Origin of the sequence: Vibrio qinghaiensis (assembly GCF_002257545.1) — a bacterium.
Classification (GTDB): Bacteria; Pseudomonadota; Gammaproteobacteria; order Enterobacterales; family Vibrionaceae; genus Vibrio; species Vibrio ordalii.
The window spans coordinates 26820-51336 of sequence record NZ_CP022741.1 but is presented as its reverse complement, the minus strand read 5'-3'; the positions used below and the strand labels follow the sequence as shown (position 1 = coordinate 51336).

At 47.7% G+C, this 24517-nt stretch carries 20 protein-coding genes, 3 tRNA genes and 2 rRNA genes; 11 read left to right on the top strand and 14 right to left on the bottom strand.

The annotated features are described in order from the left end of the window. Positions 1 to 29 precede the first annotated feature (29 nt). From CCZ37_RS00255 to CCZ37_RS00235, 5 genes are all read right to left on the bottom strand, one after another. Positions 30 to 2921, bottom strand: a 23S ribosomal RNA gene (locus tag CCZ37_RS00255). Positions 2922 to 3279: 358 nt separating this feature from the next. Continuing rightward, a tRNA-Val gene (locus tag CCZ37_RS00250) sits at positions 3280 to 3355 on the bottom strand. 31 nt (positions 3356 to 3386) lie between these two features. Continuing rightward, a tRNA-Lys gene (locus tag CCZ37_RS00245) sits at positions 3387 to 3462 on the bottom strand. Positions 3463 to 3481: 19 nt separating this feature from the next. Continuing rightward, positions 3482 to 3557, bottom strand: a tRNA-Glu gene (locus CCZ37_RS00240). Between the two features lie 88 nt (positions 3558 to 3645). Next, positions 3646 to 5204: ribosomal RNA gene (locus tag CCZ37_RS00235) — 16S ribosomal RNA — on the bottom strand. The 16S and 23S rRNA genes sit together here with 3 tRNA genes alongside, the layout of an rRNA operon. A 591-nt stretch (positions 5205 to 5795) precedes the next feature. Between CCZ37_RS00235 and CCZ37_RS00225 the strand changes: the two genes are divergently transcribed. Continuing rightward, on the top strand, positions 5796 to 6344 hold the full coding sequence (locus CCZ37_RS00225; RefSeq protein WP_010319905.1) for a gamma carbonic anhydrase family protein: 549 nt from the start codon (positions 5796 to 5798) through the stop codon (positions 6342 to 6344). Here the strand turns inward: CCZ37_RS00225 and CCZ37_RS00220 are convergent, their stop codons facing one another. From CCZ37_RS00220 to tsaC, 4 genes are all read right to left on the bottom strand, one after another. Continuing rightward, positions 6345 to 6611: a DUF1488 family protein gene (locus CCZ37_RS00220; protein WP_010319906.1), complete on the bottom strand. Its 267-nt coding sequence runs from the start codon at positions 6609 to 6611 to the stop codon at positions 6345 to 6347. A gap of 2 nt (positions 6612 to 6613) precedes the next feature. Then, complete coding sequence (gene aroE / locus CCZ37_RS00215) at positions 6614 to 7444, bottom strand: shikimate dehydrogenase (RefSeq protein WP_010319907.1); 831 nt, start codon at positions 7442 to 7444, stop codon at positions 6614 to 6616. 64 nt (positions 7445 to 7508) lie between these two features. After that, on the bottom strand, positions 7509 to 8423 hold the full coding sequence (gene hemF / locus CCZ37_RS00210; RefSeq protein ID WP_010319908.1) for an oxygen-dependent coproporphyrinogen oxidase: 915 nt from the start codon (positions 8421 to 8423) through the stop codon (positions 7509 to 7511). A 20-nt stretch (positions 8424 to 8443) separates the two neighbouring features. Further along, the gene (gene tsaC / locus CCZ37_RS00205) at positions 8444 to 9001 is read right to left on the bottom strand and encodes an L-threonylcarbamoyladenylate synthase type 1 TsaC (RefSeq protein ID WP_010319909.1); all 558 of its coding nucleotides are present in this window, start codon (positions 8999 to 9001) and stop codon (positions 8444 to 8446) included. Positions 9002 to 9201: 200 nt separating this feature from the next. Here tsaC and purE point away from each other — a divergent pair, with 200 nt between their 5' ends. Beyond that, complete coding sequence (gene purE / locus CCZ37_RS00200) at positions 9202 to 9687, top strand: 5-(carboxyamino)imidazole ribonucleotide mutase (protein WP_010319910.1); 486 nt, start codon at positions 9202 to 9204, stop codon at positions 9685 to 9687. Positions 9688 to 9691: 4 nt separating this feature from the next. Continuing rightward, a complete protein-coding gene (locus tag CCZ37_RS00195) occupies positions 9692 to 10831 on the top strand; it encodes a 5-(carboxyamino)imidazole ribonucleotide synthase (RefSeq protein WP_010319911.1) in 1140 nt (379 codons plus the stop codon). 72 nt (positions 10832 to 10903) lie between these two features. Here the strand turns inward: CCZ37_RS00195 and CCZ37_RS00190 are convergent, their stop codons facing one another. The 4 genes from CCZ37_RS00190 to CCZ37_RS00175 are packed head-to-tail and all read right to left on the bottom strand — an operon-like array spanning position 10904 to position 14225. Next, positions 10904 to 11476: a DNA topoisomerase family protein gene (locus tag CCZ37_RS00190; protein WP_010319912.1), complete on the bottom strand. Its 573-nt coding sequence runs from the start codon at positions 11474 to 11476 to the stop codon at positions 10904 to 10906. Between the two features lie 27 nt (positions 11477 to 11503). Then, positions 11504 to 11980 (bottom strand): DUF494 family protein, encoded by a 477-nt coding sequence (locus CCZ37_RS00185; RefSeq protein WP_019283082.1) that lies wholly within the window; start codon positions 11978 to 11980, stop codon positions 11504 to 11506. A 2-nt stretch (positions 11981 to 11982) separates the two neighbouring features. Next, positions 11983 to 13092 (bottom strand): DNA-processing protein DprA, encoded by a 1110-nt coding sequence (gene dprA, locus CCZ37_RS00180; RefSeq protein ID WP_094499476.1) that lies wholly within the window; start codon positions 13090 to 13092, stop codon positions 11983 to 11985. Then, positions 13092 to 14225: a LysM peptidoglycan-binding domain-containing protein gene (locus tag CCZ37_RS00175; protein ID WP_094499475.1), complete on the bottom strand. Its 1134-nt coding sequence runs from the start codon at positions 14223 to 14225 to the stop codon at positions 13092 to 13094. Before CCZ37_RS00175 ends, dprA begins: the two co-directional genes overlap by 1 nt. A gap of 140 nt (positions 14226 to 14365) precedes the next feature. On the opposite strand from CCZ37_RS00175, the gene def reads away from it, so the two are divergent. The 5 genes from def to CCZ37_RS00150 all read left to right on the top strand — a co-directional run bounded on the left by def (position 14366) and on the right by CCZ37_RS00150 (position 20090). Continuing rightward, positions 14366 to 14875 (top strand): peptide deformylase, encoded by a 510-nt coding sequence (gene def / locus CCZ37_RS00170; protein WP_208613919.1) that lies wholly within the window; start codon positions 14366 to 14368, stop codon positions 14873 to 14875. 16 nt (positions 14876 to 14891) lie between these two features. Continuing rightward, a complete protein-coding gene (gene fmt / locus CCZ37_RS00165) occupies positions 14892 to 15839 on the top strand; it encodes a methionyl-tRNA formyltransferase (protein WP_017043682.1) in 948 nt (315 codons plus the stop codon). 59 nt (positions 15840 to 15898) lie between these two features. After that, positions 15899 to 17179 (top strand): 16S rRNA (cytosine(967)-C(5))-methyltransferase RsmB, encoded by a 1281-nt coding sequence (gene rsmB, locus CCZ37_RS00160; RefSeq protein ID WP_094499473.1) that lies wholly within the window; start codon positions 15899 to 15901, stop codon positions 17177 to 17179. 76 nt (positions 17180 to 17255) lie between these two features. Next, positions 17256 to 18632: a Trk system potassium transporter TrkA gene (gene trkA, locus CCZ37_RS00155; RefSeq protein WP_094499472.1), complete on the top strand. Its 1377-nt coding sequence runs from the start codon at positions 17256 to 17258 to the stop codon at positions 18630 to 18632. 12 nt (positions 18633 to 18644) lie between these two features. Further along, complete coding sequence (locus CCZ37_RS00150) at positions 18645 to 20090, top strand: TrkH family potassium uptake protein (RefSeq protein ID WP_094499471.1); 1446 nt, start codon at positions 18645 to 18647, stop codon at positions 20088 to 20090. Positions 20091 to 20171: 81 nt separating this feature from the next. On the opposite strand, the gene trhA is transcribed toward CCZ37_RS00150, so the two are convergent. Further along, complete coding sequence (gene trhA, locus CCZ37_RS00145; RefSeq protein WP_094499470.1) at positions 20172 to 20831, bottom strand: PAQR family membrane homeostasis protein TrhA; 660 nt, start codon at positions 20829 to 20831, stop codon at positions 20172 to 20174. Between the two features lie 706 nt (positions 20832 to 21537). On the opposite strand from trhA, the gene CCZ37_RS00135 reads away from it, so the two are divergent. From CCZ37_RS00135 to CCZ37_RS00120, 3 genes are all read left to right on the top strand, one after another. Continuing rightward, a complete protein-coding gene (locus CCZ37_RS00135; RefSeq protein WP_094499469.1) occupies positions 21538 to 21804 on the top strand; it encodes a YihD family protein in 267 nt (88 codons plus the stop codon). A 253-nt stretch (positions 21805 to 22057) separates the two neighbouring features. Further along, positions 22058 to 23476: a cytochrome c oxidase accessory protein CcoG gene (gene ccoG, locus CCZ37_RS00125; protein WP_010319924.1), complete on the top strand. Its 1419-nt coding sequence runs from the start codon at positions 22058 to 22060 to the stop codon at positions 23474 to 23476. Positions 23477 to 23522: 46 nt separating this feature from the next. Beyond that, positions 23523 to 24509 carry a serine/threonine protein kinase gene (locus tag CCZ37_RS00120; protein WP_167372359.1) on the top strand — a complete coding sequence of 329 codons (987 nt, stop codon included), beginning with the start codon at positions 23523 to 23525 and terminating at the stop codon, positions 24507 to 24509. The last annotated feature ends 8 nt before the right edge of the window (positions 24510 to 24517 follow it).

Here is a 24517-nt window from a genome sequence, read left to right as displayed (position 1 = left end):
TTGAGTCCACAAAACCCCTTCGGTGTTGTATGGTTAAGCCTCACGGGCAATTAGTATTGGTTAGCTCAACGCCTCGCAGCGCTTACACACCCAACCTATCAACGTTCTAGTCTCGAACAACCCTTTAGGACACTTAAAGTGCCAGGGAAGACTCATCTCAGGGCTCGCTTCGCGCTTAGATGCTTTCAGCGCTTATCAATTCCGAACTTAGCTACCGGGCAATGCCATTGGCATGACAACCCGAACACCAGCGGTTCGTCCACTCCGGTCCTCTCGTACTAGGAGCAGCCCCCTTCAATCTTCCAACGCCCACGGCAGATAGGGACCGAACTGTCTCACGACGTTCTAAACCCAGCTCGCGTACCACTTTAAATGGCGAACAGCCATACCCTTGGGACCGACTTCAGCCCCAGGATGTGATGAGCCGACATCGAGGTGCCAAACACCGCCGTCGATATGAACTCTTGGGCGGTATCAGCCTGTTATCCCCGGAGTACCTTTTATCCGTTGAGCGATGGCCCTTCCATTCAGAACCACCGGATCACTATGACCTACTTTCGTACCTGCTCGAACCGTCATTCTCGCAGTTAAGCGGGCTTATGCCATTGCACTAACCTCACGATGTCCAACCGTGATTAGCCCACCTTCGTGCTCCTCCGTTACTCTTTGGGAGGAGACCGCCCCAGTCAAACTACCCACCAGGCACTGTCCGCAACCCCGATGAGGGGCCTACGTTAGAACATCAAAACGACAAGGGTGGTATTTCAAGGTCGACTCCACGCAATCTAGCGACTGCGCTTCTAAGTCTCCCACCTATCCTACACATGTAGGTTCAATGTTCAGTGCCAAGCTGTAGTAAAGGTTCACGGGGTCTTTCCGTCTAGCCGCGGGTACACTGCATCTTCACAGCGATTTCAATTTCACTGAGTCTCGGGTGGAGACAGCGTGGCCATCATTACGCCATTCGTGCAGGTCGGAACTTACCCGACAAGGAATTTCGCTACCTTAGGACCGTTATAGTTACGGCCGCCGTTTACCGGGGCTTCGATCAAGAGCTTCGACCTAAGTCTAACCCCATCAATTAACCTTCCGGCACCGGGCAGGCGTCACACCGTATACGTCATCTTGCGATTTTGCACAGTGCTGTGTTTTTAATAAACAGTTGCAGCCACCTGGTATCTGCGACTCTCGTCAGCTCCATCCGCAAGGGACTTCACCAATAAGAGCGTACCTTCTCCCGAAGTTACGGTACCATTTTGCCTAGTTCCTTCACCCGAGTTCTCTCAAGCGCCTTGGTATTCTCTACCCGACCACCTGTGTCGGTTTGGGGTACGATTGCTTATAATCTGAAGCTTAGAGGCTTTTCCTGGAAGCAGGGCATCAATGACTTCACTGCCGTAGCAGCTCGACGTCGTGTCTCAGCCTAACAAGAAACCGGATTTACCTAGTCTCTTAGCCTACGCACTTGAACCAGGACAACCGTCGCCTGGCCCACCTAGCCTTCTCCGTCCCCCCATCGCAATTATAAGCAGTACGGGAATATTAACCCGTTTCCCATCGACTACGCTTTTCAGCCTCGCCTTAGGGGTCGACTTACCCTGCCCCGATTAACGTTGGACAGGAACCCTTGGTCTTCCGGCGGGGAGGTTTTTCACCCCCCTTATCGTTACTCATGTCAGCATTCGCACTTCTGATACCTCCAGCATGCTTTACAACACACCTTCAACGGCTTACAGAACGCTCCCCTACCCAATACAGTAAACTGTATTGCCGCAGCTTCGGTTTACTACTTAGCCCCGTTACATCTTCCGCGCAGGCCGACTCGACCAGTGAGCTATTACGCTTTCTTTAAATGATGGCTGCTTCTAAGCCAACATCCTGGCTGTCTGAGCCTTCCCACATCGTTTCCCACTTAGTAGTAATTTGGGACCTTAGCTGGCGGTCTGGGTTGTTTCCCTCTCCACGACGGACGTTAGCACCCGCCGTGTGTCTCCCGGATAGTACTTACTGGTATTCGGAGTTTGCAAAGGGTTGGTAAGTCGGGATGACCCCCTAGCCTTAACAGTGCTCTACCCCCAGTAGTATTCGTCCGAGGCGCTACCTAAATAGCTTTCGGGGAGAACCAGCTATCTCCGAGTTTGATTGGCCTTTCACCCCTAGCCACAAGTCATCCGCTAATTTTTCAACATTAGTCGGTTCGGTCCTCCAGTTGATGTTACTCAACCTTCAACCTGCCCATGGCTAGATCACCCGGTTTCGGGTCTATATCCAGAGACTGAAGCGCCCAGTTAAGACTCGGTTTCCCTACGGCTCCCCTATTCGGTTAACCTTGCCACTGAATATAAGTCGCTGACCCATTATACAAAAGGTACGCAGTCACAGGACAATGCCTGCTCCTACTGCTTGTACGTACACGGTTTCAGGTTCTATTTCACTCCCCTCACAGGGGTTCTTTTCGCCTTTCCCTCACGGTACTGGTTCACTATCGGTCAGTCAGTAGTATTTAGCCTTGGAGGATGGTCCCCCCATGTTCAGACAGGATAACACGTGTCCCGCCTTACTCGATTTCACTTATAATGATGGAACAGTTACGGGGCTATCACCCTTTATTGCGCCACTTTCCAGAGGCTTCACCTGCATCATTAAAAGCTTAAGGGCTAGTCCAATTTCGCTCGCCGCTACTTTCGGAATCTCTGTTGATTTCTTCTCCTCGGGGTACTTAGATGTTTCAGTTCCCCCGGTTTGCCTCCTTACCCTATGTATTCAGGTAAGGATACGTGCTTATGCACGTGGGTTTCCCCATTCGGAAATCGTAGACTCAAGTGGCTGTTACTGCCTAATCTACGCTTATCGCAAGTTACTACGTCCTTCATCGCCTCTGACTGCCAAGGCATCCACCGTGTACGCTTAGTCACTTAACCATACAACCCGAAGAAGTTTCGTGTTGCAGACAAGTCACCAAGGTTGTCTCTCATTATTTGAATGAGCGAGAGACGTTTGATTTTGCCGGACTCAATTTTGAAAACTTACCGAAGTAAGCTTTCCCAAGAACACTTGAATGTGTTTGGTATCAATACGTTAAACGCATTGATGTTGAGAACTTTTATTTGATAACAACAAACACGTTCGTTGTTATCAGTCAGCTTTCCAAATTGTTAAAGAGCGAGTGGTATTCCTAACGGAACAAATCACTTTCTAATGACTTTCAGAGTCAAACAGACCGACCAGTTCAATTACTTAATCTGGTTTGGCAATGTGCATCCAAAAATTCTTAGAGAGTGGTGGGCGATACCGGGTTCGAACCAGTGACCCCCTGCTTGTAAGGCAGGTGCTCTCCCAACTGAGCTAATCGCCCACATGTTTTTTGACATTTCTTGTGGAAGAAATGGTGGGTCGTGCAGGATTCGAACCTGCGACCAATTGATTAAAAGTCAACTGCTCTACCAACTGAGCTAACGACCCCTTTACTTCACAACGGAAGTGGTATCCCGTAGGGGAGTCGAACCCCTGTTACCGCCGTGAAAGGGCGGTGTCCTAGGCCTCTAGACGAACGGGACACTAAGTAAGAATGTTTGGCAACATCCTCATCTCTTAAACTGTATAAACCATCAATCTGTGTGGACACTCATCAGTGTAATCTTCGTATAAGGAGGTGATCCAGCGCCAGGTTCCCCTAGCGCTACCTTGTTACGACTTCACCCCAGTCATGAACCACACCGTGGTGATCGTCCTCCACTCTCTCCGAAGAAAGTGCGGTTAAACTAACCACTTCTGGTGCAGCCCACTCCCATGGTGTGACGGGCGGTGTGTACAAGGCCCGGGAACGTATTCACCGTAGCATTCTGATCTACGATTACTAGCGATTCCGACTTCATGGAGTCGAGTTGCAGACTCCAATCCGGACTACGACGCACTTTTTGGGATTCGCTCACTATCGCTAGCTTGCTGCCCTCTGTATGCGCCATTGTAGCACGTGTGTAGCCCTACTCGTAAGGGCCATGATGACTTGACGTCGTCCCCACCTTCCTCCGGTTTATCACCGGCAGTCTCCCTGGAGTTCCCGACATTACTCGCTGGCAAACAAGGATAAGGGTTGCGCTCGTTGCGGGACTTAACCCAACATTTCACAACACGAGCTGACGACAGCCATGCAGCACCTGTCTTACAGTTCCCGAAGGCACTCCCGCGTCTCCGCAGGATTCTGTAGATGTCAAGAGTAGGTAAGGTTCTTCGCGTTGCATCGAATTAAACCACATGCTCCACCGCTTGTGCGGGCCCCCGTCAATTCATTTGAGTTTTAATCTTGCGACCGTACTCCCCAGGCGGTCTACTTAACGCGTTAGCTCCGAAAGCCACGGCTCAAGGCCACAACCTCCAAGTAGACATCGTTTACGGCGTGGACTACCAGGGTATCTAATCCTGTTTGCTCCCCACGCTTTCGCATCTGAGTGTCAGTATCTGTCCAGGGGGCCGCCTTCGCCACCGGTATTCCTTCAGATCTCTACGCATTTCACCGCTACACCTGAAATTCTACCCCCCTCTACAGTACTCTAGTGAACCAGTTTCAAATGCGGTTCCGAGGTTGAGCCCCGGGCTTTCACATCTGACTTAATCCACCACCTGCATGCGCTTTACGCCCAGTAATTCCGATTAACGCTCGCACCCTCCGTATTACCGCGGCTGCTGGCACGGAGTTAGCCGGTGCTTCTTCTGTCGCTAACGTCAAATGATGCTGCTATTAACAACACCACCTTCCTCACGACTGAAAGTACTTTACAACCCGAAGGCCTTCTTCATACACGCGGCATGGCTGCATCAGGCTTGCGCCCATTGTGCAATATTCCCCACTGCTGCCTCCCGTAGGAGTCTGGACCGTGTCTCAGTTCCAGTGTGGCTGATCATCCTCTCAGACCAGCTAGGGATCGTCGCCTTGGTGAGCCATTACCTCACCAACTAGCTAATCCCACCTAGGCATATCCTGACGCGAGAGGCCCGAAGGTCCCCCTCTTTGGCCCGTAGGCATCATGCGGTATTAGCCATCGTTTCCAATGGTTATCCCCCACATCAGGGCAATTTCCTAGGCATTACTCACCCGTCCGCCGCTCGCCACCCAAGGAACAAGTTCCTCTGTGCTGCCGCTCGACTTGCATGTGTTAGGCCTGCCGCCAGCGTTCAATCTGAGCCATGATCAAACTCTTCAATTAAAGTTTTGTTGGTCCTAAGACCGGCTCAATGAATACTGACTTCAAAACTGCTCTTACTCGAAAGTAAAAAAGTAATTTTAAAGCTATTGTTGTTCCAACAGAACAACAATGAATTGACTGTGCCGCTTCTTGGTCTTCACTTTTTAAGAAAAAGTGAAATCAAAAAGCATTCGAACTATTGCTAGTTCAGGTCACTCAGTTCATTGATAAATCTTTTTCGATTATCATCAACGAGTGCCCACACAGATTGATAGGTTTATATTGTTAAAGAGCGTTCTTCGCCAGGTTGCCGAGGCTTCCTTTGAAGAGGCGGTCATTCTAGCGAGATAATTGTGAGTGTCAAACACTTTTTTACATTATTTCGTCTTACCGATTTGACCTACTGATTGGCTGGCTAGTTGGGTTTGAACCCTTACTGGCTGTGCCGTGTCAGTGAGGTCGCATTATAGAGATCGCCGTCACGTTGGCAACCTCTTTTTGCTGTTTTTTTTGATTTTCTGTTCGTTGGGATAATTTTTATTCAAAAAGAGTTGTTTTGACGCTATTTCTGTTTAATTTATCTTATGGCATCAGTTATTAAAGGAGACGAGCATGTCATCAATTCGTAGTTATAAAGGAATATCCCCACAAATCGGACAGCGCGTCTATATAGATAGTAGCTCGGTGTTGGTTGGCGATATTGTTTTAGGCGATGATTCCAGCATATGGCCATTGGTTGCAGCCAGAGGCGATGTAAACCATATTCACATTGGCCAACGTAGCAACATTCAAGATGGCAGCGTACTGCACGTGACTCATAAAAACACCGAAAACCCGGATGGTTTTCCACTTATCATTGGCGATGACGTCACAATTGGCCATAAAGTGATGCTGCATGGTTGCGTAATCCATGATCGAGTCTTAATTGGCATGGGAGCAATTGTGCTCGATGGTGTAGTCATTGAATCGGAGGTGATGGTTGGAGCTGGCAGTTTAGTGCCACCAAACAAGGTATTGGTTAGCGGCTATCTTTATGTAGGCTCCCCAGTGAAACAGATCCGCCCGCTAACAGATAAAGAGCGAGCTTTTTTGCTTAAATCTTCCGACAACTATGTGCAGAACAAAAATGACTATCTTACGAGTGTCAAAGAAAGCCATTAACTAAGCTTTAATCTCTATTTGTCCATCTAAATTGAACGCTTCATCTTCAATCAAGCTTTCAGCAAGCTCTTCAAGGTCAAATCGCCATTGTTCAAAAACTTGAATAGCTTGCTCACCGTTAGTAATCATTTCACCAGACAGATGGCTCAGTACTGATTTGTGTACCGTACACTCGAGCAGCGCTCCCGCGTGTTGAGCAGGAAAAAGTACGCTTTGGCTTGCCGAGTGCCACGTTTGTCGGTCAGGAAATAAAATCGCTTGATTCATGATTAGCCTTCTAGATTTTTTCTCAGTTCTCTCAATATTTGTCGAGAACCCGGCCTGAGTCCGCGCCATAGCATAAAGCTCTCCGCAGCTTGCCCAACCAACATCCCCAAACCATCATAAGCATGAGCGCAATGATGACTTAATGCCCACTGATTGAATGTTGTTAATCCTTTGCCATACATCATGTCATAGGCCACACTGCTCTTACTGAAGATCGTCGGAGCGATATTTGGCAATTCACCATCCAAGCTGGCCGAGGTCGAGTTAATGATGAGGTCAAAATGTTGATTAATCTCTTCCAACGCGATTGCTTTTACCGCGCCAAAGGGGCTAAAAAGCGTGGCGAGCAGCTCGGCTTTTGCAAAGGTGCGGTTGGTAATCACGATACTTGCAGGGTGCTGATCGAGTAAGGGCTTAATCACGCCGCGTGCCGCGCCGCCAGCACCAATCACTAAAATAGAAGCATCTCGTAGTGGCACTTGGTACTGAAGCAGATCTTGAACCAGCCCTTCTCCATCGGTGTTATCACCGATAATTTCGCCATCATCTAATTTTTTCAGTGTATTGACCGCGCCTGCAAGTTGAGCTCGCTCGGTTAATCGATCCGCAAACTGATACGCTTCTTCTTTAAAAGGCACGGTAATGTTGCACCCTCGGCCACCGGAGGCAAAAAAGGTTTCAGCCGCTTGTTTAAAGCCATCTAGAGCCGCGAGTTGAGCGGTATAGTGCATTTCCTGACTGGTTTGCCGCGCAAAAAGTGTGTGGATCATCGGCGACTTACTGTGTCCAATCGGATTACCAAATACTGCATATTGATCAATGTGCTGAGCCATATCCTTACCTCTCGATAATTAACAGGGCCACCTCGGCGCCCCTATCATTGAAAATGTACCGCGGTCACCACTCCCTCGGCAGCAAGAAGGTGTTTAATTTCGCTTCTGCGCTGCCCTCTTCCGCTTGATAACGATATTGCCAACGAGCTAATGGCGGCATCGACATTAAAATCGATTCCGTTCGACCGCCACTTTGCAAACCAAACAATGTGCCGCGATCATACACTAAGTTGAACTCTACATAGCGACCACGGCGATAAAGTTGAAACTGGCGCTCTCTGTCACCGTACTCCATCGCTTGACGACGTTCAACAATCGGCAAATACGCAGCGGTGTATCCTTTACCGACAGCTTGCATATAAGCAAAACAGCGCTCAAATCCCCAAGCGTTTAAATCATCGAAAAATAGGCCACCAATACCGCGCGTTTCATTGCGATGAGGGAGGAAGAAATACTCATCGCACCACGATTTATGTTCGGCATACACTTTTTCACCAAAAGGAACACACAGTGCTTTCGCTGTGGCATGCCATGATTGAGCATCTTCTTCAAACGGATAGAAAGGCGTTAAGTCAAATCCTCCGCCAAACCACCAGATAGGATCTTCGCCTTCTTTTTCAGCGATGAAGAAACGAACATTGGCGTGAGAAGTCGGAACATAGGGATTGTTTGGATGCATCACCAAAGAAACCCCCATCGCTTCAAAATGACGTCCAGCTAATTCAGGGCGATGCGCGGTCGCTGAAGCGGGCATTTGCTGCCCTTGCACATGTGAGAAATTCACGCCGCCTTGTTCAAAAACACGGCCTTCTTTCATCACTCGAGTTCGCCCACCGCCTCCCAAACGCTCACTCGGTTCGCGATGCCATGCATCTTCTTCAAACAGTGCTTGGCCATCCGCTTGTTCAAGTTGCTGGCAAATGGAATCTTGCAGCTCAAGCAAAAATTGTTTGACGGCTTGCTTATCAATGGTTGGCATCGCTTGCTTCCTTAGCAGGGTTAACCCTGTCTTAATACTTGTGAGGTTTTCGCGTCACGAATTTCACTGGGCTTATTTCGACCACCGGTTTGACCATCTAAAATCGCAACCAGTTGCTCACCCAATTGCGATTCAACTTCTTCCGTTGTCAGGCAAGGTGCAAGACCACTTAAATTCGCACTGGTCGAGGTTAATGGTTTTCCAAACGCATTGCATAGCTTTTGCACTAAAGGATGATCTGTTACACGTACGGCTATCGAATCAAATTGTCCACTCACCCAAGTAGAGACTTTATCACTGGTCGGCATTATCCATGTCACAGGGCCAGGCCAAGTGGCATGTACTCGTGCGATCTGCTCTGATGTCAACTGGCTCTCATCGATATAAGGAAGCAATTGTTCGTAAGAGGCCGCAATTAAAATCAACCCCTTTTCCACAGGACGCTGCTTGAGCGCTAAAAGCTTCTGAATGGCTTGCGGGTTATCTGGGTCACACCCGACCCCAAACACGCCTTCCGTTGGGTAGGCAATTACTTCACCGTCACGTAGAGCCTGCAAAGTGTGTTCAAAGTTATTCACAAAAACTGTCCATCGGTTTCTTTAATACAGTGCGGCTAAGTGTACAAACTTCGTTGAAAACTGGCTAAAGCTATTTGTTTATAAAATGTATCAATTGCACAATTAAGCTGACGCAAACGTTTTCCTAAGGAAAAAATACTCGTATAATGCGCGCAAATTATCCCGCTCACCCCATTTTTAGAAGTATTAAGGAGTTTGAGATGAAAGTCGGAATTATCATGGGTTCAAAATCCGATTGGCCCACAATGAAGCTAGCTGCTGACATGTTGGATCAATTTGGTGTGGCATACGAAACCAAAGTTGTCTCTGCTCACCGCACACCTCAACTTCTTGCCGATTACGCCACCAGCGCAAGAGAACGCGGCCTTAAAGTCATCATAGCTGGCGCAGGCGGAGCCGCACACCTGCCGGGCATGACGGCAGCGTTTACTAGCTTGCCGGTACTTGGCGTTCCCGTTCAGTCAAAAGCACTCAAAGGGATGGACTCTTTACTCTCGATTGTGCAAATGCCAAAAGGGATTGCGGTGGGCACCTTAGCTATTGGAGAAGCAGGCGCGGCCAATGCTGGGCTGCTTGCCGCGCAAATCATCGGCACCAGTGATGAGGCCGTCATGGCAAAAGTGGAAGCATTTCGTTTAGCACAAACTGAAGCGGTGTTGAGCCACCCTAACCCTGCAGAGGATTGATACTATGCATGTTTTAGTCTTGGGCGCTGGGCAACTGGCACGCATGATGGCGCTGGCTGGCGCTCCTCTGAACATTCAAATCTCCGCTTTTGATGTGGGCAGCGGTAACATCGTCCATCCTTTGACATTACACATCACTGGTCACGGTTTAAACAATGCGATCAAACAAGCGGATGTCATTACCGCTGAATTTGAGCATATTCCCCATGAAATCCTCACTGTTTGTGAGCAAAGTGGTAAGTTTCTTCCTAGTGTCGAAGCCATTAAAGCCGGAGGCGATCGCCGTCTTGAAAAAGCGCTACTCGATGAAGCCAACGCAAAAAATGCCCAATACTTTGTGATTAATACTCGTGAAGATTTAGATGCCGCGATAACTAACATCGGCCTGCCTATGGTTCTAAAAAGTGCACTGGGTGGCTATGACGGAAAGGGTCAATGGCGTTTAAAAGAAGCTTCACAAGCAGAGCTCATTTGGCCAGAAATGGAAGCCTGCATCCAAGCCACTCCGACTCAAGCGATAGTGGCAGAGCAGTTTGTTCCCTTTGATCGTGAAGTCTCGTTAGTCGGCGCGCGTGCCAAAGATGGCAGCATCGCGGTTTACCCGCTGGCAGAAAATGTGCACATTAACGGTGTACTGAGTTTATCAACAGCGATAGATGACCCAGCCTTGCAAGAACAAGCACTGTCGATGTTTGCCTCGGTTGCCGCTCGTCTCAATTATGTCGGTGTGCTAGCGCTCGAGTTTTTTGATGTGCAGGGAACATTGTTGGTGAATGAAATTGCACCACGAGTCCATAACTCTGGTCACTGGACACAGCAAGGCGCAGAAACCTGCCAATTTGAGAATCACCTTCGCGCAGTATGTGGCTTACCTTTAGGCAGCACGAAGTTACTTCGCCCAACCGCGATGATTAATATTTTGGGTGAGGACAATTTACCAGAAGCCGTGATGACGATTGAAGGCTGCCACATTCATTGGTATGGCAAAGAGAAACGTGCTGGGCGCAAAATGGGCCATATTAATGTCAGTGCAGATTACAACGCGCAGTTGCAACGAACGCTCTGTTGCTTGGCTGAAGTGCTTGATGCGACAACGTATCCAGCCTTGCACCATTTTGTTCAAGCGCTCAAGCCGACTCTCTAAAACAAACCTAATTGACGATAAATACGGATAAAAAATGGCACGTTCAATGTGCCATTTTCATATGCCGTCGCTTTACTCTGTGGCGGATTGAATATGACCACATTTTCGATCAGCACATTGCAGCTTGATACCACTGGCGAGTTTTTTCTCTATCAATAATCCAAACCCACATTTTTCGCATTTACCGGCAACAGGTTGCTGATTGAGGGCAAACTTGCATTTAGGGTAATTATCGCAAGCATTAAAAGTTTTACCATGGCGCGTTTTTCGCTCCACTAAATGGCCTTTCAAACATTCAGGACAAAGCTGTTTTGACTGAGGGACATTGTCTGCAGGGGAATCTGTATCTTGGATATGGTGGCAATGCGGATAATGGCTACACCCGATAAACATGCCATAACGACCTTGGCGTAACACTAATTCATGGCCACACTCTGGGCATGGCACACCCAACTCCTTAACGATATGACCATCATTTTGCTGCAGCGGCTTAATATAGTCACAATTGGGATAATGGTTACAGCCTAAAAACAGCCCATGCTTACCCTGACGAAGCTGTAATTGGCCACCACATTGCGGACAAGGCTCATGCTGCAGCGCTTGTCCATGCGCAGAAAAAAGGGGGGACTCAGTTTTACGACTCATAATGCTCAACTAAACGAACGGCTGCAATCAATGCAAAATACCTTGATCTTTGGTGTATAGCAGCTCTTCCATAAGCGTGTAAGCATTTTCATTTCCCGGAACATTAAATAGCACCATCAAAATGATCCACTTCAAGTCATCCAATTCAAATTCATTGGTTTCTAAGCCCATCACTCGATCAATCACCATTTCACGAATTTCAGGGGTTAATACTTTCACTTGTTCAAGGAACAATAAAAAACCTCGGCTTTCAAGATCCAGCCTGTCCATCTCTTGTGCTGTGAACATCCGCATTGAAGTCGCCGCACTGGTTGCCATCGCTGAATGAGCATCGCTTTGTTGCAATGCTGCAAGCTCTTCTAACCAATTCAAGGCCTTATAGATATCTTTCTGGTGAAAACCGGCTCGAAGTAATTCATCTTCAAGCTCATCTTGATCGACTTGCAAATCTACATCGCTATGGACGTAGGTTTCAAATAGATACATCAATATATCCATCATCATAGCTAACCCTTCCCTTTACGAATATAGCCGCCAGAAACGGCAACAACATGACCTGAAAGCTCAAGCTCTAAAAGCTGCATCATGACTTCATGGACAGGTGTATCGGTCCTGCTCGCAAGAATATCAACAGGCGTAGCCTCTACTCCTACGTTAGCTAACAGTTCAGCAAATGGCAATTGCTGATCGCTCTGAGCTGAAAATAAATCAGGTTGAGGCTGCTTTTGGCGCAATGACCAGTCTACTAAGGTGCCGATTTCAGATAATACTTGTTCACTGTTTTGCACCAAGCACGCCCCACAACGAATAAGTTGATTACTACCGTGGCAATTTGGGTTGGCAATTGAGCCCGGAATAACAAACACATCTCGCCCTTGCTCAGCCGCATAGCGAGCCGTGATCAACGAGCCACTTTTCTCCGCCGCTTCCACCACTAAAACACCAACCGCTAACCCGCTGATAATGCGATTGCGCCGCGGAAAGTTATCTGGCCTTGGTTTGGCTTTGGGACGAAATTCCGAGACTAATGCTCCGCTTTCCATCACCCGTTGCGCTAATTTTTTATGTCGCGCTGGGTAAATAGATTCAAGGCCCGAACCGAGCACGGCTATCGTCTCACCACCCGCTTGCAACGCACCGTCATGAGCATGTCCATCAATACCTAATGCCAAACCACTGGTGACAAGCAAGCCCTGTTGCACAAATTCTCGCGCAAACTGATGAGCAACTCGTTGGCCATCAGGGCTCGCATTACGACTGCCGACGATCGCCATTTGCGGATCAGAGAGTGCTGTTATTCGTCCTTTGACAAATAAAACCGGAGGTGCGGTAGCAATTTCTTTTAGTAAAGAAGGGTAACCATCGCAAAATGGAGTAAGGATGTGATGAGACTCATTAGCTTGCTGCCAACTTAGGCATTCTTCAACTTCTTGAGGGGCCGTCTCGCGCAGATAGCGGATTTGCTCTTGAACTAGACCCAGCGCAGCTAACTCCCGCTCGGAATAGTCAATTAAATGAGCAAGAGAAGCGACGCTAGCAAGGCGAGAAAGTTTCTTGCCACCCAATTTTGGCACAAAGCTGAATGCTAGCCACGCCGCTAATTCGTTCTGCTCCATCAGCTTGCGGTATCATCCTTAACCACCGAGTCCATATCGGCTTGTTCATTTGGCTCGATTGTTAGCTCTGGTTTGAGCGGCGAAACCGCGATTACACTTTTACCAATCGGCACGCGGCTATCGGTAATCAAAGCTAAGCTAAAATGTTCATAAGGTCGAATGACCATCAAACTGCCCACCAAGCTGCTTGGTAATTGCAGGGTTTCATCAAGGTTCTGTTGGTGCTGTCCTTTTTTTCCAGACACTTTAGAACCAGCTTGAATCAAATCAAACATCGTCCCTTGACGCAGTTGATCTGCCAGGCCTTTATCGATCACAACTACCTGATTCTGCGCCGAATACTCACTACCCTCCAACGATCCTAGGATATGCGTTTCAGCTTGTAGTCGCGATGGCGATGGGAAAAAAGTGGTCGAAAGCGTTAAGGTTTCGACGCCCACTTCAGGCAGGGCAATATCATTGACTCTTATCTCTTGTTGCTGTGCGGTGATGGTTAGCCCGCTAAAAGCCTCATCGGCGGAGACCAATTCACCAGTAGCAATCAAACGCAAAGCCGCCATGGTTTTATTTTTCGCGGCGGCATCATGACGAGAAAACTCAGCGATTTCACGATAAATGCCCCATTTGGGATGAGTCTGTTGCTCGCTTATGTAGAGCGTATCTTGCGCCGTCAGATATTGCTTACCGTCGCTGGCACCGAGCACACGCTGACTCTCTTGTAATGCTTGCTTATCCAGTAAGCGATCCGTATGCAGATACGGCAACACTAATCCCTCTTGCACCGTCGGAACCGCTTTTCTCTCAAGCACGCGCACTTTCGGACTCAACTTGATCACAGGCTTTAAACTCAGCACTGGCTGTCCGTTACGCCAGACTAAGGTCAGCTTATCTCCGGGATAAATCAAATGCGGATTATCGATCTCTGGGTTAATTTGCCATAAACGTGGCCACAACCATGGGTTATCAAGATAGAGCGCAGAAATATCCCACAAGGTATCTCCTTTGACGACCGTGTATGTCTGCGGGGCATTTGCTTTGACGGTGAGGAGCGCCGTGTCTTGCGCCGCCGAAGCATTAACGACCAGTGACAACGGTAAAAAAGCACACACTAAATAACGAAGAAATCGTGACATGACCTCTGTTCCTTGGCCGAAATAAGTAAGGATGAATCAGATTATTAACATTTCGATGCTGTCATTTGGGTCATAAAATGTCTAGAATTGAGCCAACAAGCTTTAAGCTGTTTCGGCACAGTTCAATATTTAGAGTGTATATGTCTGTATTACAAGTATTAACATTCCCAGATGATCGTCTTCGTACCGTGGCAAAACCGGTAGAGAAAGTGACACCTGAGATCCAAAAAATCGTCGATGACATGATTGAAACTATGTACGACGAGGACGGTATCGGCCTTGCCGCAACGCAAGTCGATATTCACCAACGCATCGTTGTGATCGATATTTCAGAGAGTCGCGACCAGCCAATGGTTCTGATTAACCCTGAAATCTTAGAGAAACGCGGTGAAGATGGCATTGAAGAAGGCTGTCTGTCGGTCCCGGGCTCACGCGCCCTTGTTCCTCGCGCAGCAGAAATCACAGTCAAAGCGTTAGATCGTAATGGCAACGAATTCTCATTTGAAGCGGATGACCTTTTAGCCATTTGTGTTCAACACGAGCTTGATCACTTACAAGGCAAACTGTTTGTGGATTACCTTTCGCCATTAAAGCGTAAGCGTATTAGAGATAAGCTAGAGAAAATCAAACGCTATAACGAAAAAAACTAACTTAAGTGAGGTTACCTTGAGCCAATCATTACGCATTGTGTTTGCAGGTACTCCGGACTTTGCCGCCCGTCATTTGGCGGCGTTGTTGTCTTCGGAGCATGAGGTTATCGCGGTGTACACTAAGCCCGACAGCCCGGCAGGGCGCGGTAAAAAACTGACCGCCAGCCCAGTGAAACAGATGGCCGTTGAGCACAATATTGCTGTGTATCAACCAGAGAACTTTAAGAGCGACGAAGCCAAGCAAGCGCTCGCCGATCTCAACGCAGATTTAATGGTAGTGGTCGCCTACGGATTACTGCTACCGAAGGCCGTACTTGATATGCCAAGGCTTGGCTGTATTAACGTACACGGTTCCATTCTGCCACGGTGGCGTGGTGCCGCACCGATCCAACGCTCGATCTGGGCGGGAGACAGCGAAACAGGTGTAACCATCATGCAAATGGATGTCGGCCTAGATACGGGCGATATGCTCAAAATTGCTAAGCTGCCGATTGAGGCAACAGACACCAGCGCTTCTATGTATAACAAACTGGCCGAGTTAGGTCCACAAGCGTTGGTAGAATGCATCGCCGATATCGCCAGTGGCAAAGCGATTGCCACTCAACAAGATGATACATTGGCCAACTACGCACAAAAACTTAGCAAAGAAGAAGCCAAAATCGATTGGTCAGCGGATGCTGCTTTTATTGAACGCTGCGTGCGTGCTTTTAATCCATGGCCAATGAGCCATTTTGATGTGGCTGAGAACAGCATTAAAGTGTGGCAAAGTCGCGTTGAAGCACAAACCAGCGACCACCCTGCAGGCACGATTGTTCAAGCCGATAAATCGGGTATTTATGTGGCAACCGGCAACGGCTTACTGGTGCTTGAGCAGTTGCAGGTACCGGGCAAAAAAGCGATGTCAGTGCAAGACATTCTCAATTCGCGCGCAAGCTGGTTTGAAGTCGGCACACAACTTAGCTAAACCTTAACGAGGGCAGAGATGCCCTCATTGATTTTCATTTATTTAAAGTCGGTACTTCTATGAATGTTCGCGCAGCTGCGGCTAACGTGTTGTTTCAAGTGGTTGATAAAGGCCACTCACTTTCTCACGCACTTCCTGCGGCGCAAAAAACCATCCGCCCAAGAGACCACGCTCTGTTGCAAGAGATCTGTTATGGGGCTTTGCGTTATTTGCCTCGTTTGGAATCAATTGCCAATGAGCTAATGGACAACCCACTGAAAGGGAAAAAGCGGGTTTTTCACCATCTTATTTTAGTTGGCATCTACCAGTTGAGTTTTATGCGCATTCCCGCTCACGCCGCAGTAGCCGAGACGGTTGAAGGCACCAAAACATTGCGCGGTGAAAATTTAGGTGGGCTCATCAACGCCGTATTGCGCAACTACTTGCGCGATCAAGAAGCACTGGACGCTATCGCCGTTAGCCACAACGCAGGCAAATATGGCCACCCAAGTTGGCTACTTAAACTGTTACAACAAGCGTACCCAGAACAGTGGGAAACGGTTGTGCAAGCCAACAACCAAAAAGCGCCAATGTGGCTGCGCGTCAACCGTCAGCACCACACTCGTGATGAATATCTTGCACTACTAGCTAGCGAAAATATCGAGTGCAGCGTGCACTCTCACGCCGCCGACGCAATAAAACTCGCTGTACCTTGCGATGTAACGCTTTTACCCGGTTTTGATCGTGGTTGGGTATCGGTGCAAGATGCCGCTGCGCAGCTAGCGATTGACTACCTTCAACCTAAAGCAGGCGAGCTGATTTTAGATTGCTGCGCCGCCCCAGGGGGTAAAACCGCGCACATCCTGGAGCACACACATGATACTGAAGTGGTTGCGATTGACAGCGATGCAACCCGCCTTGAACGCGTCTATGACAACTTGGAACGCCTGCAACTTCGCGCTGATGTGATCTGCGGTGATGCTCGTTATCCTGAAGAGTGGTGGCATGGCGAACAGTTTGACCGAATTTTATTAGATGCACCTTGCTCTGCCACTGGGGTTATTCGCCGTCATCCAGACATCAAATGGCTACGTCGTGGTAGCGATATTGAGGCATTGGCTCAATTACAAAGCGAAATACTGGACGCAATGTGGAAGCAATTAAAAGTCGGTGGCACTATGGTTTACGCAACCTGCTCGATCACTCCACAAGAAAACAGCTTGCAGGTCAAAGCCTTCTTAGAACGAACTCATAACGCTCAATTAGTGGGTTCCGATCGTGAGCAGCCGGGGCGTCAGATACTCCCCGGAGAAGAAGATATGGACGGTTTTTACTACGCAGTATTAACCAAACAAGCGTAAATTCGACGCACATTGGCAGCATTATTGCTGCCTTTTCAGTGGCCGATATTCGGCAGGTAGCAAAAGAGAACAGAGTATGAAAATCATTATTCTTGGTGCAGGTCAGGTCGGTGGCACACTGGCAGAAAACTTGGTCGGCGAGAACAATGACATCACCATTGTCGACAAAAATAGTGATCGCTTGCGCGAGCTGCAAGACAAGTACGATTTGCGGGTGATTAATGGTCATGCCAGCCACCCTGATGTACTGCGTGAAGCGGGCGCACAGGACGCAGACATGCTGGTTGCGGTCACCAATACCGACGAAACCAACATGGCAGCATGTCAGGTGGCATTCTCTTTGTTTAATACGCCCAATCGAATTGCGCGTATTCGTTCTCCTGAATATCTGCTTGAAAAAGAGACGTTGTTTCAGTCAGGTGCAATCCCGGTGGATCACCTCATTGCCCCTGAAGAGCTAGTGACGAGCTATATTGAACGGTTGATCCAATACCCTGGCGCACTGCAAGTGGTGAGTTTTGCCGAAGAAAAAGTAAGTCTAGTGGCCGTGAAAGCCTACTACGGCGGGCCACTGGTTGGTAATGCCCTCTCTGCGCTACGTGAACACATGCCACACATTGATACCCGCGTCGCAGCCATTTTCCGCCAAGGTCGGCCAATTCGCCCGCAAGGCACCACCATTATTGAAGCTGACGATGAAGTGTTCTTCGTGGCAGCCAGTAATCATATTCGCTCGGTCATGAGTGAGCTACAGCGGCTGGAAAAAACCTATCGCCGTATCATGATTGTTGGCGGGGGTAACATTGGGGCAAGCTTAGCCAAACGTTTAGAGCACAACTACAGCGTTAAACTGATTGAGCGTAATTACCCACGTGCAGAGCAGTTATCGGAAGAGTTAGAAAACACCATTGTATTTTGTGGTGATGCTGCGGACCAAGAGCTGCTAGCCGAAGAGAACATCGACCAAGTCGATGTATTTATTGCGCTGACTAACGAAGATGAAACCAACATCATGTCGGCCATGCTCGCTAAACGCATGGGCGCGAAAAAAGTGATGGTACTTATCCAGCGTGGCGCATATGTCGACCTCGTACAAGGCGGCGTGATTGATGTCGCGATTTCACCCCAACAAGCCACCATTTCCGCACTACTGACTCACGTACGTCGTGCTGATATCGTCAACGTCTCTTCGCTACGCCGTGGCGCGGCTGAAGCGATTGAGGCAATTGCACATGGCGATCAAAACACCTCTAAAGTGGTCGGACGCGCAGTGGGTGATATTAAACTACCACCAGGCACAACCATTGGCGCGATTGTGCGCGGCGAAGAGGTGTTAATCGCCCATGACCGCACCATTATCGAGCAAGATGATCACGTGGTGATGTTCTTAGTGGATAAAAAGTACGTGACCGATGTAGAAACCTTGTTCCAACCTAGCCCATTCTTCCTATAGGTCACTGGCGTCATGCTGAATTTACGCCCCATTTCATTCGTTATAGGACTCGTGCTGTCTAAGCTTGCCCTATTTATGTATGTACCGACACTGGTGGCTTTTTTTACCGGTACCGGTGGCTTCCTTGATTTTGCTCAAGCGGTCATCATCACTCATATTGTCGCCTTTATCTGCTTAAGCTTAGGGCGTACCGCGCACTTTAAGCTCAGCGTGCGCGATATGTTTCTCATCACCAGTTTAGTGTGGACGGTTGCCAGTGCTTTCGCGGCGCTCCCTTTCGTCTTTATCAACCACATCAGCTTTACCGACGCCTACTTTGAAACCATGTCAGGGCTAACAACTACAGGTTCAACGGTACTCAGTGGCCTGGATAATATGCCGCCCAGCATCTTGTTATGGCGTTCTATCCTGCAATGGCTTGGTGGGGTTGGGTTTATCGTAATGGCGGTAGCGGTATTACCAATGCTTAATGTGGGTGGGATGAAATTGTTCCAAACCGAATCATCTGATTGGTCCGATAAAAGTAGCCCACGCGCCAAAACTGTCGCGAAAAATATTGTGCTGGTCTATTTGGTGCTGACCTTACTGTGCTTGATTGGCTATATCCTCACTGGCATGACGTTTTTTGAAGCAATCAACCACTCGTTCACCACCTTATCAACTGGCGGATATTCCACCTCCGATGGTTCGATGAACCACTTCTCAAACGGTGCACATTGGGTAGCAACGCTGTTTATGTTTTTGGGAGGCTTGCCCTTTCTACTGTTTGTTGCCGCGGCACGAAAACAAAATATCAAAGTGATCATAAAAGACGCACAAGTTCGCGGATTTGCTTATCTTTTCCTAATTGCCAGTCTCATCATTGCGTTGTGGCTGAATCTCAAACTAGGCTACTACTGGTTGGACGCCCTGCGAGTGGCGATGTTTAATATCGTTTCAGTGGTCACGACTACTGGTTTTGGTTTGGAAGATTTCACCGCTTGGGGCGCACTGCCAAGCACGCTGTTCATCTTCTTAATGGCAGCAGGAGCTTGTTCCGGCTCAACCTCTGGTGGGATTAAAGTATTCCGCTTCCAAATTGCGATGACGCTGCTCAATAAACAAATTATGAAGTTGGTCCATCCATCAGGCATTTTTGTGCAGCGCTATAATCATCGTCCGGTTAATGATGATATTGTCCGCTCAGTCGTCGCTTTTGGTTTAACCTTTTTCATCACTGTCATTGCTATCGCAGGCGCGCTCAGTGCAATGGGCCTTGACCCTGTCACTAGCATTTCAGGTTCCATCACCGCAGTGGCCAACGTTGGTCCTGGAATGGGCTCGGTGATTGGCCCAACGGGTAATTTCGCACCACTGCCTGACGCAGCAAAGTGGGTTCTGAGCTTAGGAATGTTGATGGGGCGTTTAGAAATTTTGACGATTATCGTTCTGTTTTTCCCTGCATTTTGGCGACGTTAAATGAATATACAACTGGTTATGATGATGCTGGTCGCTATCTATCACCACCAGCTAGGCGAACATCGAACGCATTGAGATGCGTTAAGCGCTTACAGGGTGAACAAAAAGATAAACCGCAAAAAAGTGACAAGCACTGCCACCTAGCACGAATAAATGCCAAACCGCATGGTTATAGGGAATGCGTTTCGCTACATAAAAAATCACCCCGAGCGAATAGACCAAACCACCAACAGCAAGTAGCACCAAACCACCGACCTCGATATTGAGGGCCAGTTGGTAGATCACAACCAAGGATAACCACCCCATCGCCAAATAAGTCACTAGTGAGAACTTTTTAAAACGGTAGACAAAGGCAATTTTCATGATGATACCGAGCAGCGCCAGCAGCCAGATCACCACCATAAGACCTATCGCCAAAGGAGTGCGAAGGCTAACCAACAAAAAGGGTGTGTAACTTCCGGCAATCAGTAGATAAATGGCACAGTGGTCGAACGTTTTTAGCCAGCGTTTGGCTTTCGGTGTCGCGACGGAGTGATACAGCGTTGAAGCAAGGAATAACGCTATCATGCTGCCACCATAGAGACTCATGCTGATATAAGTCAATGCATCGGCCTGCGCACTTGTTGCCTTGATCAGCAGCAAGACTAAACCGACAAAACTAAGTAATAGCCCCAAACCATGACTCAGTGCATTCGCCCGTTCTTCACCAGCACCATAGCCGTCATTGTCAACAGCAGACATAAACACCATACCAAAAGCAATAAAATGTGGGCTTAGTATTGCACACCTCAGCTTACAACTGTAAGCCTAAATACAAATTTCGTAACGAAACGGGTATCAAGAGCGATAAAGCGCGAGTTTTTTGTAAACGACATAGGTACCTCCTATTTAACAAAACGCGATGTAATGCCGATCAGATGACAAACTCAACCAAGCATCTCACACAATTTTAAGCTTTATTTGCAAGAATATTCATCTCAACAATCGTTCAACTATCGATCAATTCAAAACTTGGTGCTAATCTAACTACGATATGAAAGCATATCGTTATTCCTGAATCATTATTTGGATTGGCGAGAGCCAGAAGAGCCACCCTTCAATTATGAAGCTCAACTCATGGTGATTCAGGCCATTAGATTGGCAATGGATGTGCCTGACCGTTAGGTTAATGAATGCGCCCAACAGCTGTCAGGTTTTCGCACACAAACCGTAGTGCAATGCGTCGTCGTAGTGGTTTTGCTGCTGCTCCGACTGCAAAAAAAGTCGCTCCAGCAATGACTTTAGTTGAAAAAAATGCCCTTACTGCATCGAGCACAACTAATGTTGTTCAGGCAGCATAATTAAAAAGCGCAGCTAAACCCTGCGCTTTTTCTTTGCACCCAATTGGACTTCAATCCGCAATTTGATACCTTTACTCAAAATACTTATAAAAATTGGGGAAAAGAGAATGCAATGCCATCGAATTGAAGAGCTGATTGAACTACTTGAGCCTGAATGGCAAAAAGATCAGCAGCTCAACTTAATACAATTCATCACCAAACTGGCTCAAGAGGCGGGTTATAAAGGGCCATTAGAAGCGCTTACAGATGATGTATTGATCTACCATCTAAAAATGCGCAACAGCGCTAAAGATGAAATGATTCCGGGCCTGAAGAAAGATCAGGAAGATGATTTTAAAACGGCCATTTTACGCGCGCGCGGCATTATCAAATAGTATCCTTTATCGAGACTTAAGCGACCTTCTAGGTCGCTTTTTTATTATTCACGGCAAAGATTAGGAGTTGAGGCTTTATTGTTAAAGGTTGATAGTGTTAAAGAAATAAAATTGTTATTGACGTTATACTGGTTGCTTAACCAATATTTAGATAACAATGATTTCTCTTTTAAACACTAAAAAGAGAAAACAGCAATGTCTCAGAGTGTGAACCAATAGAAATCACACCTTACAGCCCAACAAGGATCATTTCATGAGTCAGGACAAAATCGATATAAAGGATGTGACTCCTAAAATATTCAACCCCAAAACTCACAAAGGCAACGGTGACCGTTTTAACCCCAGCAACCGTATTTATGTGCGCGAAAGTCAAGGTACTTATCAACAACTCCGCCGTTATGGCGGCTGGTTTTTATTACTGCTTTTTACTTTGGTACCGTGGATCTCTTATGGTGATCGTCAAGCAATTTTGCTCGATATCGGCCACCAGCAATTTAACTTTTTCGGCACCACACTTTATCCACAAGACCTCACTCTACTTGCCCTGTTATTTATGATTGCGGCATTCGGCCTGTTTTTTATTACCACCTTTCTTGGCCGTGTCTGGTGTGGCTATCTTTGCCCGCAAACCGTATGGACATTTATCTACATTTGGTTTGAAGAAAAACTCGAAGGCGCCGCCAATAAACGCCGCAAGCAGGACTCAGTAAAACTCACAGCCAATCTTGCGATAAGAAAAGCCATCAAACACATTGCTTGGCTGGCGATTGCACTCGGTACTGGTTTTACTTTTGTCGGCTATTTCGTCCCGGTACGCGAACTCGTGGTGAATTTTTTCACTCTCGATGAAAGCTTCTGGCCCGTCTTCTGGGTACTCTTTTTCACCCTTTGTACTTACGGCAATGCAGGCTGGATGCGATCAATTGTCTGCATCCATATGTGCCCTTATGCGCGTTTTCAGTCTGCGATGTTTGATAAAGATACCTTTATTGTTGGCTATGACAGCAAACGCGGTGAAACTCGCGGGCCACGTGCACGTAAAGCCGATCACAAAGCACTCGGTTTAGGTGACTGCATTGATTGTGATTTGTGCGTACAAGTGTGTCCGACTGGCATCGATATTCGTGATGGCTTGCAGTACGAATGCATTAACTGCGGCGCTTGTATTGATGCGTGCGATACCACGATGGAACGTATGGGCTATGAAAAAGGGCTCATCAGCTATACCACGGAGCACCGCCTCTCCGGTCACCACACTAAAATATTGCGCCCCAAATTACTTGGCTATGGCGCTGTGCTACTAATGATGTGTGGCCTTTTTGTGGCACAAGTGGCCAGTGTTGATCCGGTCGGCTTGAGTGTATTGCGTGATAGAAACCAGCTATTTAAAACCAACAGCAATGGTGAAATTGAGAACACTTACACCTTGAAAGTCATCAATAAAACTCAGCAAACGCAAGAGTATAAGCTTGACATGAAAGGACTATCGGACGTCTCTTGGTATGGTAAACAGACCATCCAAGTTAAACCAGGAGAGGTATTGAACCTACCAACCAGCCTTGGCGTCGCTCCTGACAAACTCAGCTCTCCTGTAGCGACGATTCAGTTTATACTCACGGACAGTAACCAATTCACGATAGAAGTTGAGAGCCGGTTTATTAATAAACTCTAACTTCGTAACGAATGGAAAAGGGCTCAGTAATGGGCCCTTTTTAATCATGACCAAAGCTTCTTTCCATTTTGATGCACTCACCCCTGATACCATGTGGTATGCCTTAGAAAGCATCGGCATTCGTGCTGAATCAGGATTTCTGGCACTCAACAGTTATGAAAACCGCGTTTATCAATTCATCGATGAAGAGCGCCAACGTTATGTGGTGAAATTCTATCGACCTCAGCGCTGGAGTGTTGAGCAAATTCAAGAGGAGCACGATTTCACACGCGAGCTGTACGCGGCGGAAATTCCGATTGCTGAACCATTACTCATCAACGGGGCAACCTTACATCACTATCAGGGCTATCATTTCGCGCTGTTTACCAGTGTGGGGGGGCGGCAGTTTGAAGTGGACAATATGGACCAATTAGAAGGCGTGGGCCGATTTCTTGGACGCATTCATCACATCAGTGCCACTCGAACTTTTGTTCATCGCCCGACCATCAGCTTAGATGAGTATCTTTATCAACCCAAAAAGCTATTGGAAAATGCGTCCTTCATACCTCAGCACTTGCAAAATACCTTTTTCAGTGACTTATCGTTATTGATCAACAAAATTGAACAGCAATGGCCAGCAAAATCCGCGGCCATCCGCTTGCATGGTGATTGCCATCCAGGCAATATTTTGTGGCGAGATGGGCCCATGTTTGTCGATTTAGACGATGCTCGCAATGGACCTGCAGTGCAGGATTTGTGGATGCTACTCAATGGCGAATTGCAAGATAAGCGAATGCAGTTGGACATTATCTTAGAGTCGTATCAAGAGTTTCACGATTTTAATCCAGCCGAATTGAAACTAATTGAACCGTTACGCGGTCTACGAATGGTGCATTACATGGCATGGTTAGCCAAACGATGGCAGGACCCTGCGTTTCCACTCGCCTTCCCTTGGTTTAATGACCCTAAATATTGGGAAAGCCAAGTGCTTGCGTTTAAAGAACAAATAGCAGCATTAGACGAGCCTACGCTCTCACTAATGCCACAATGGTAAGTCACCTT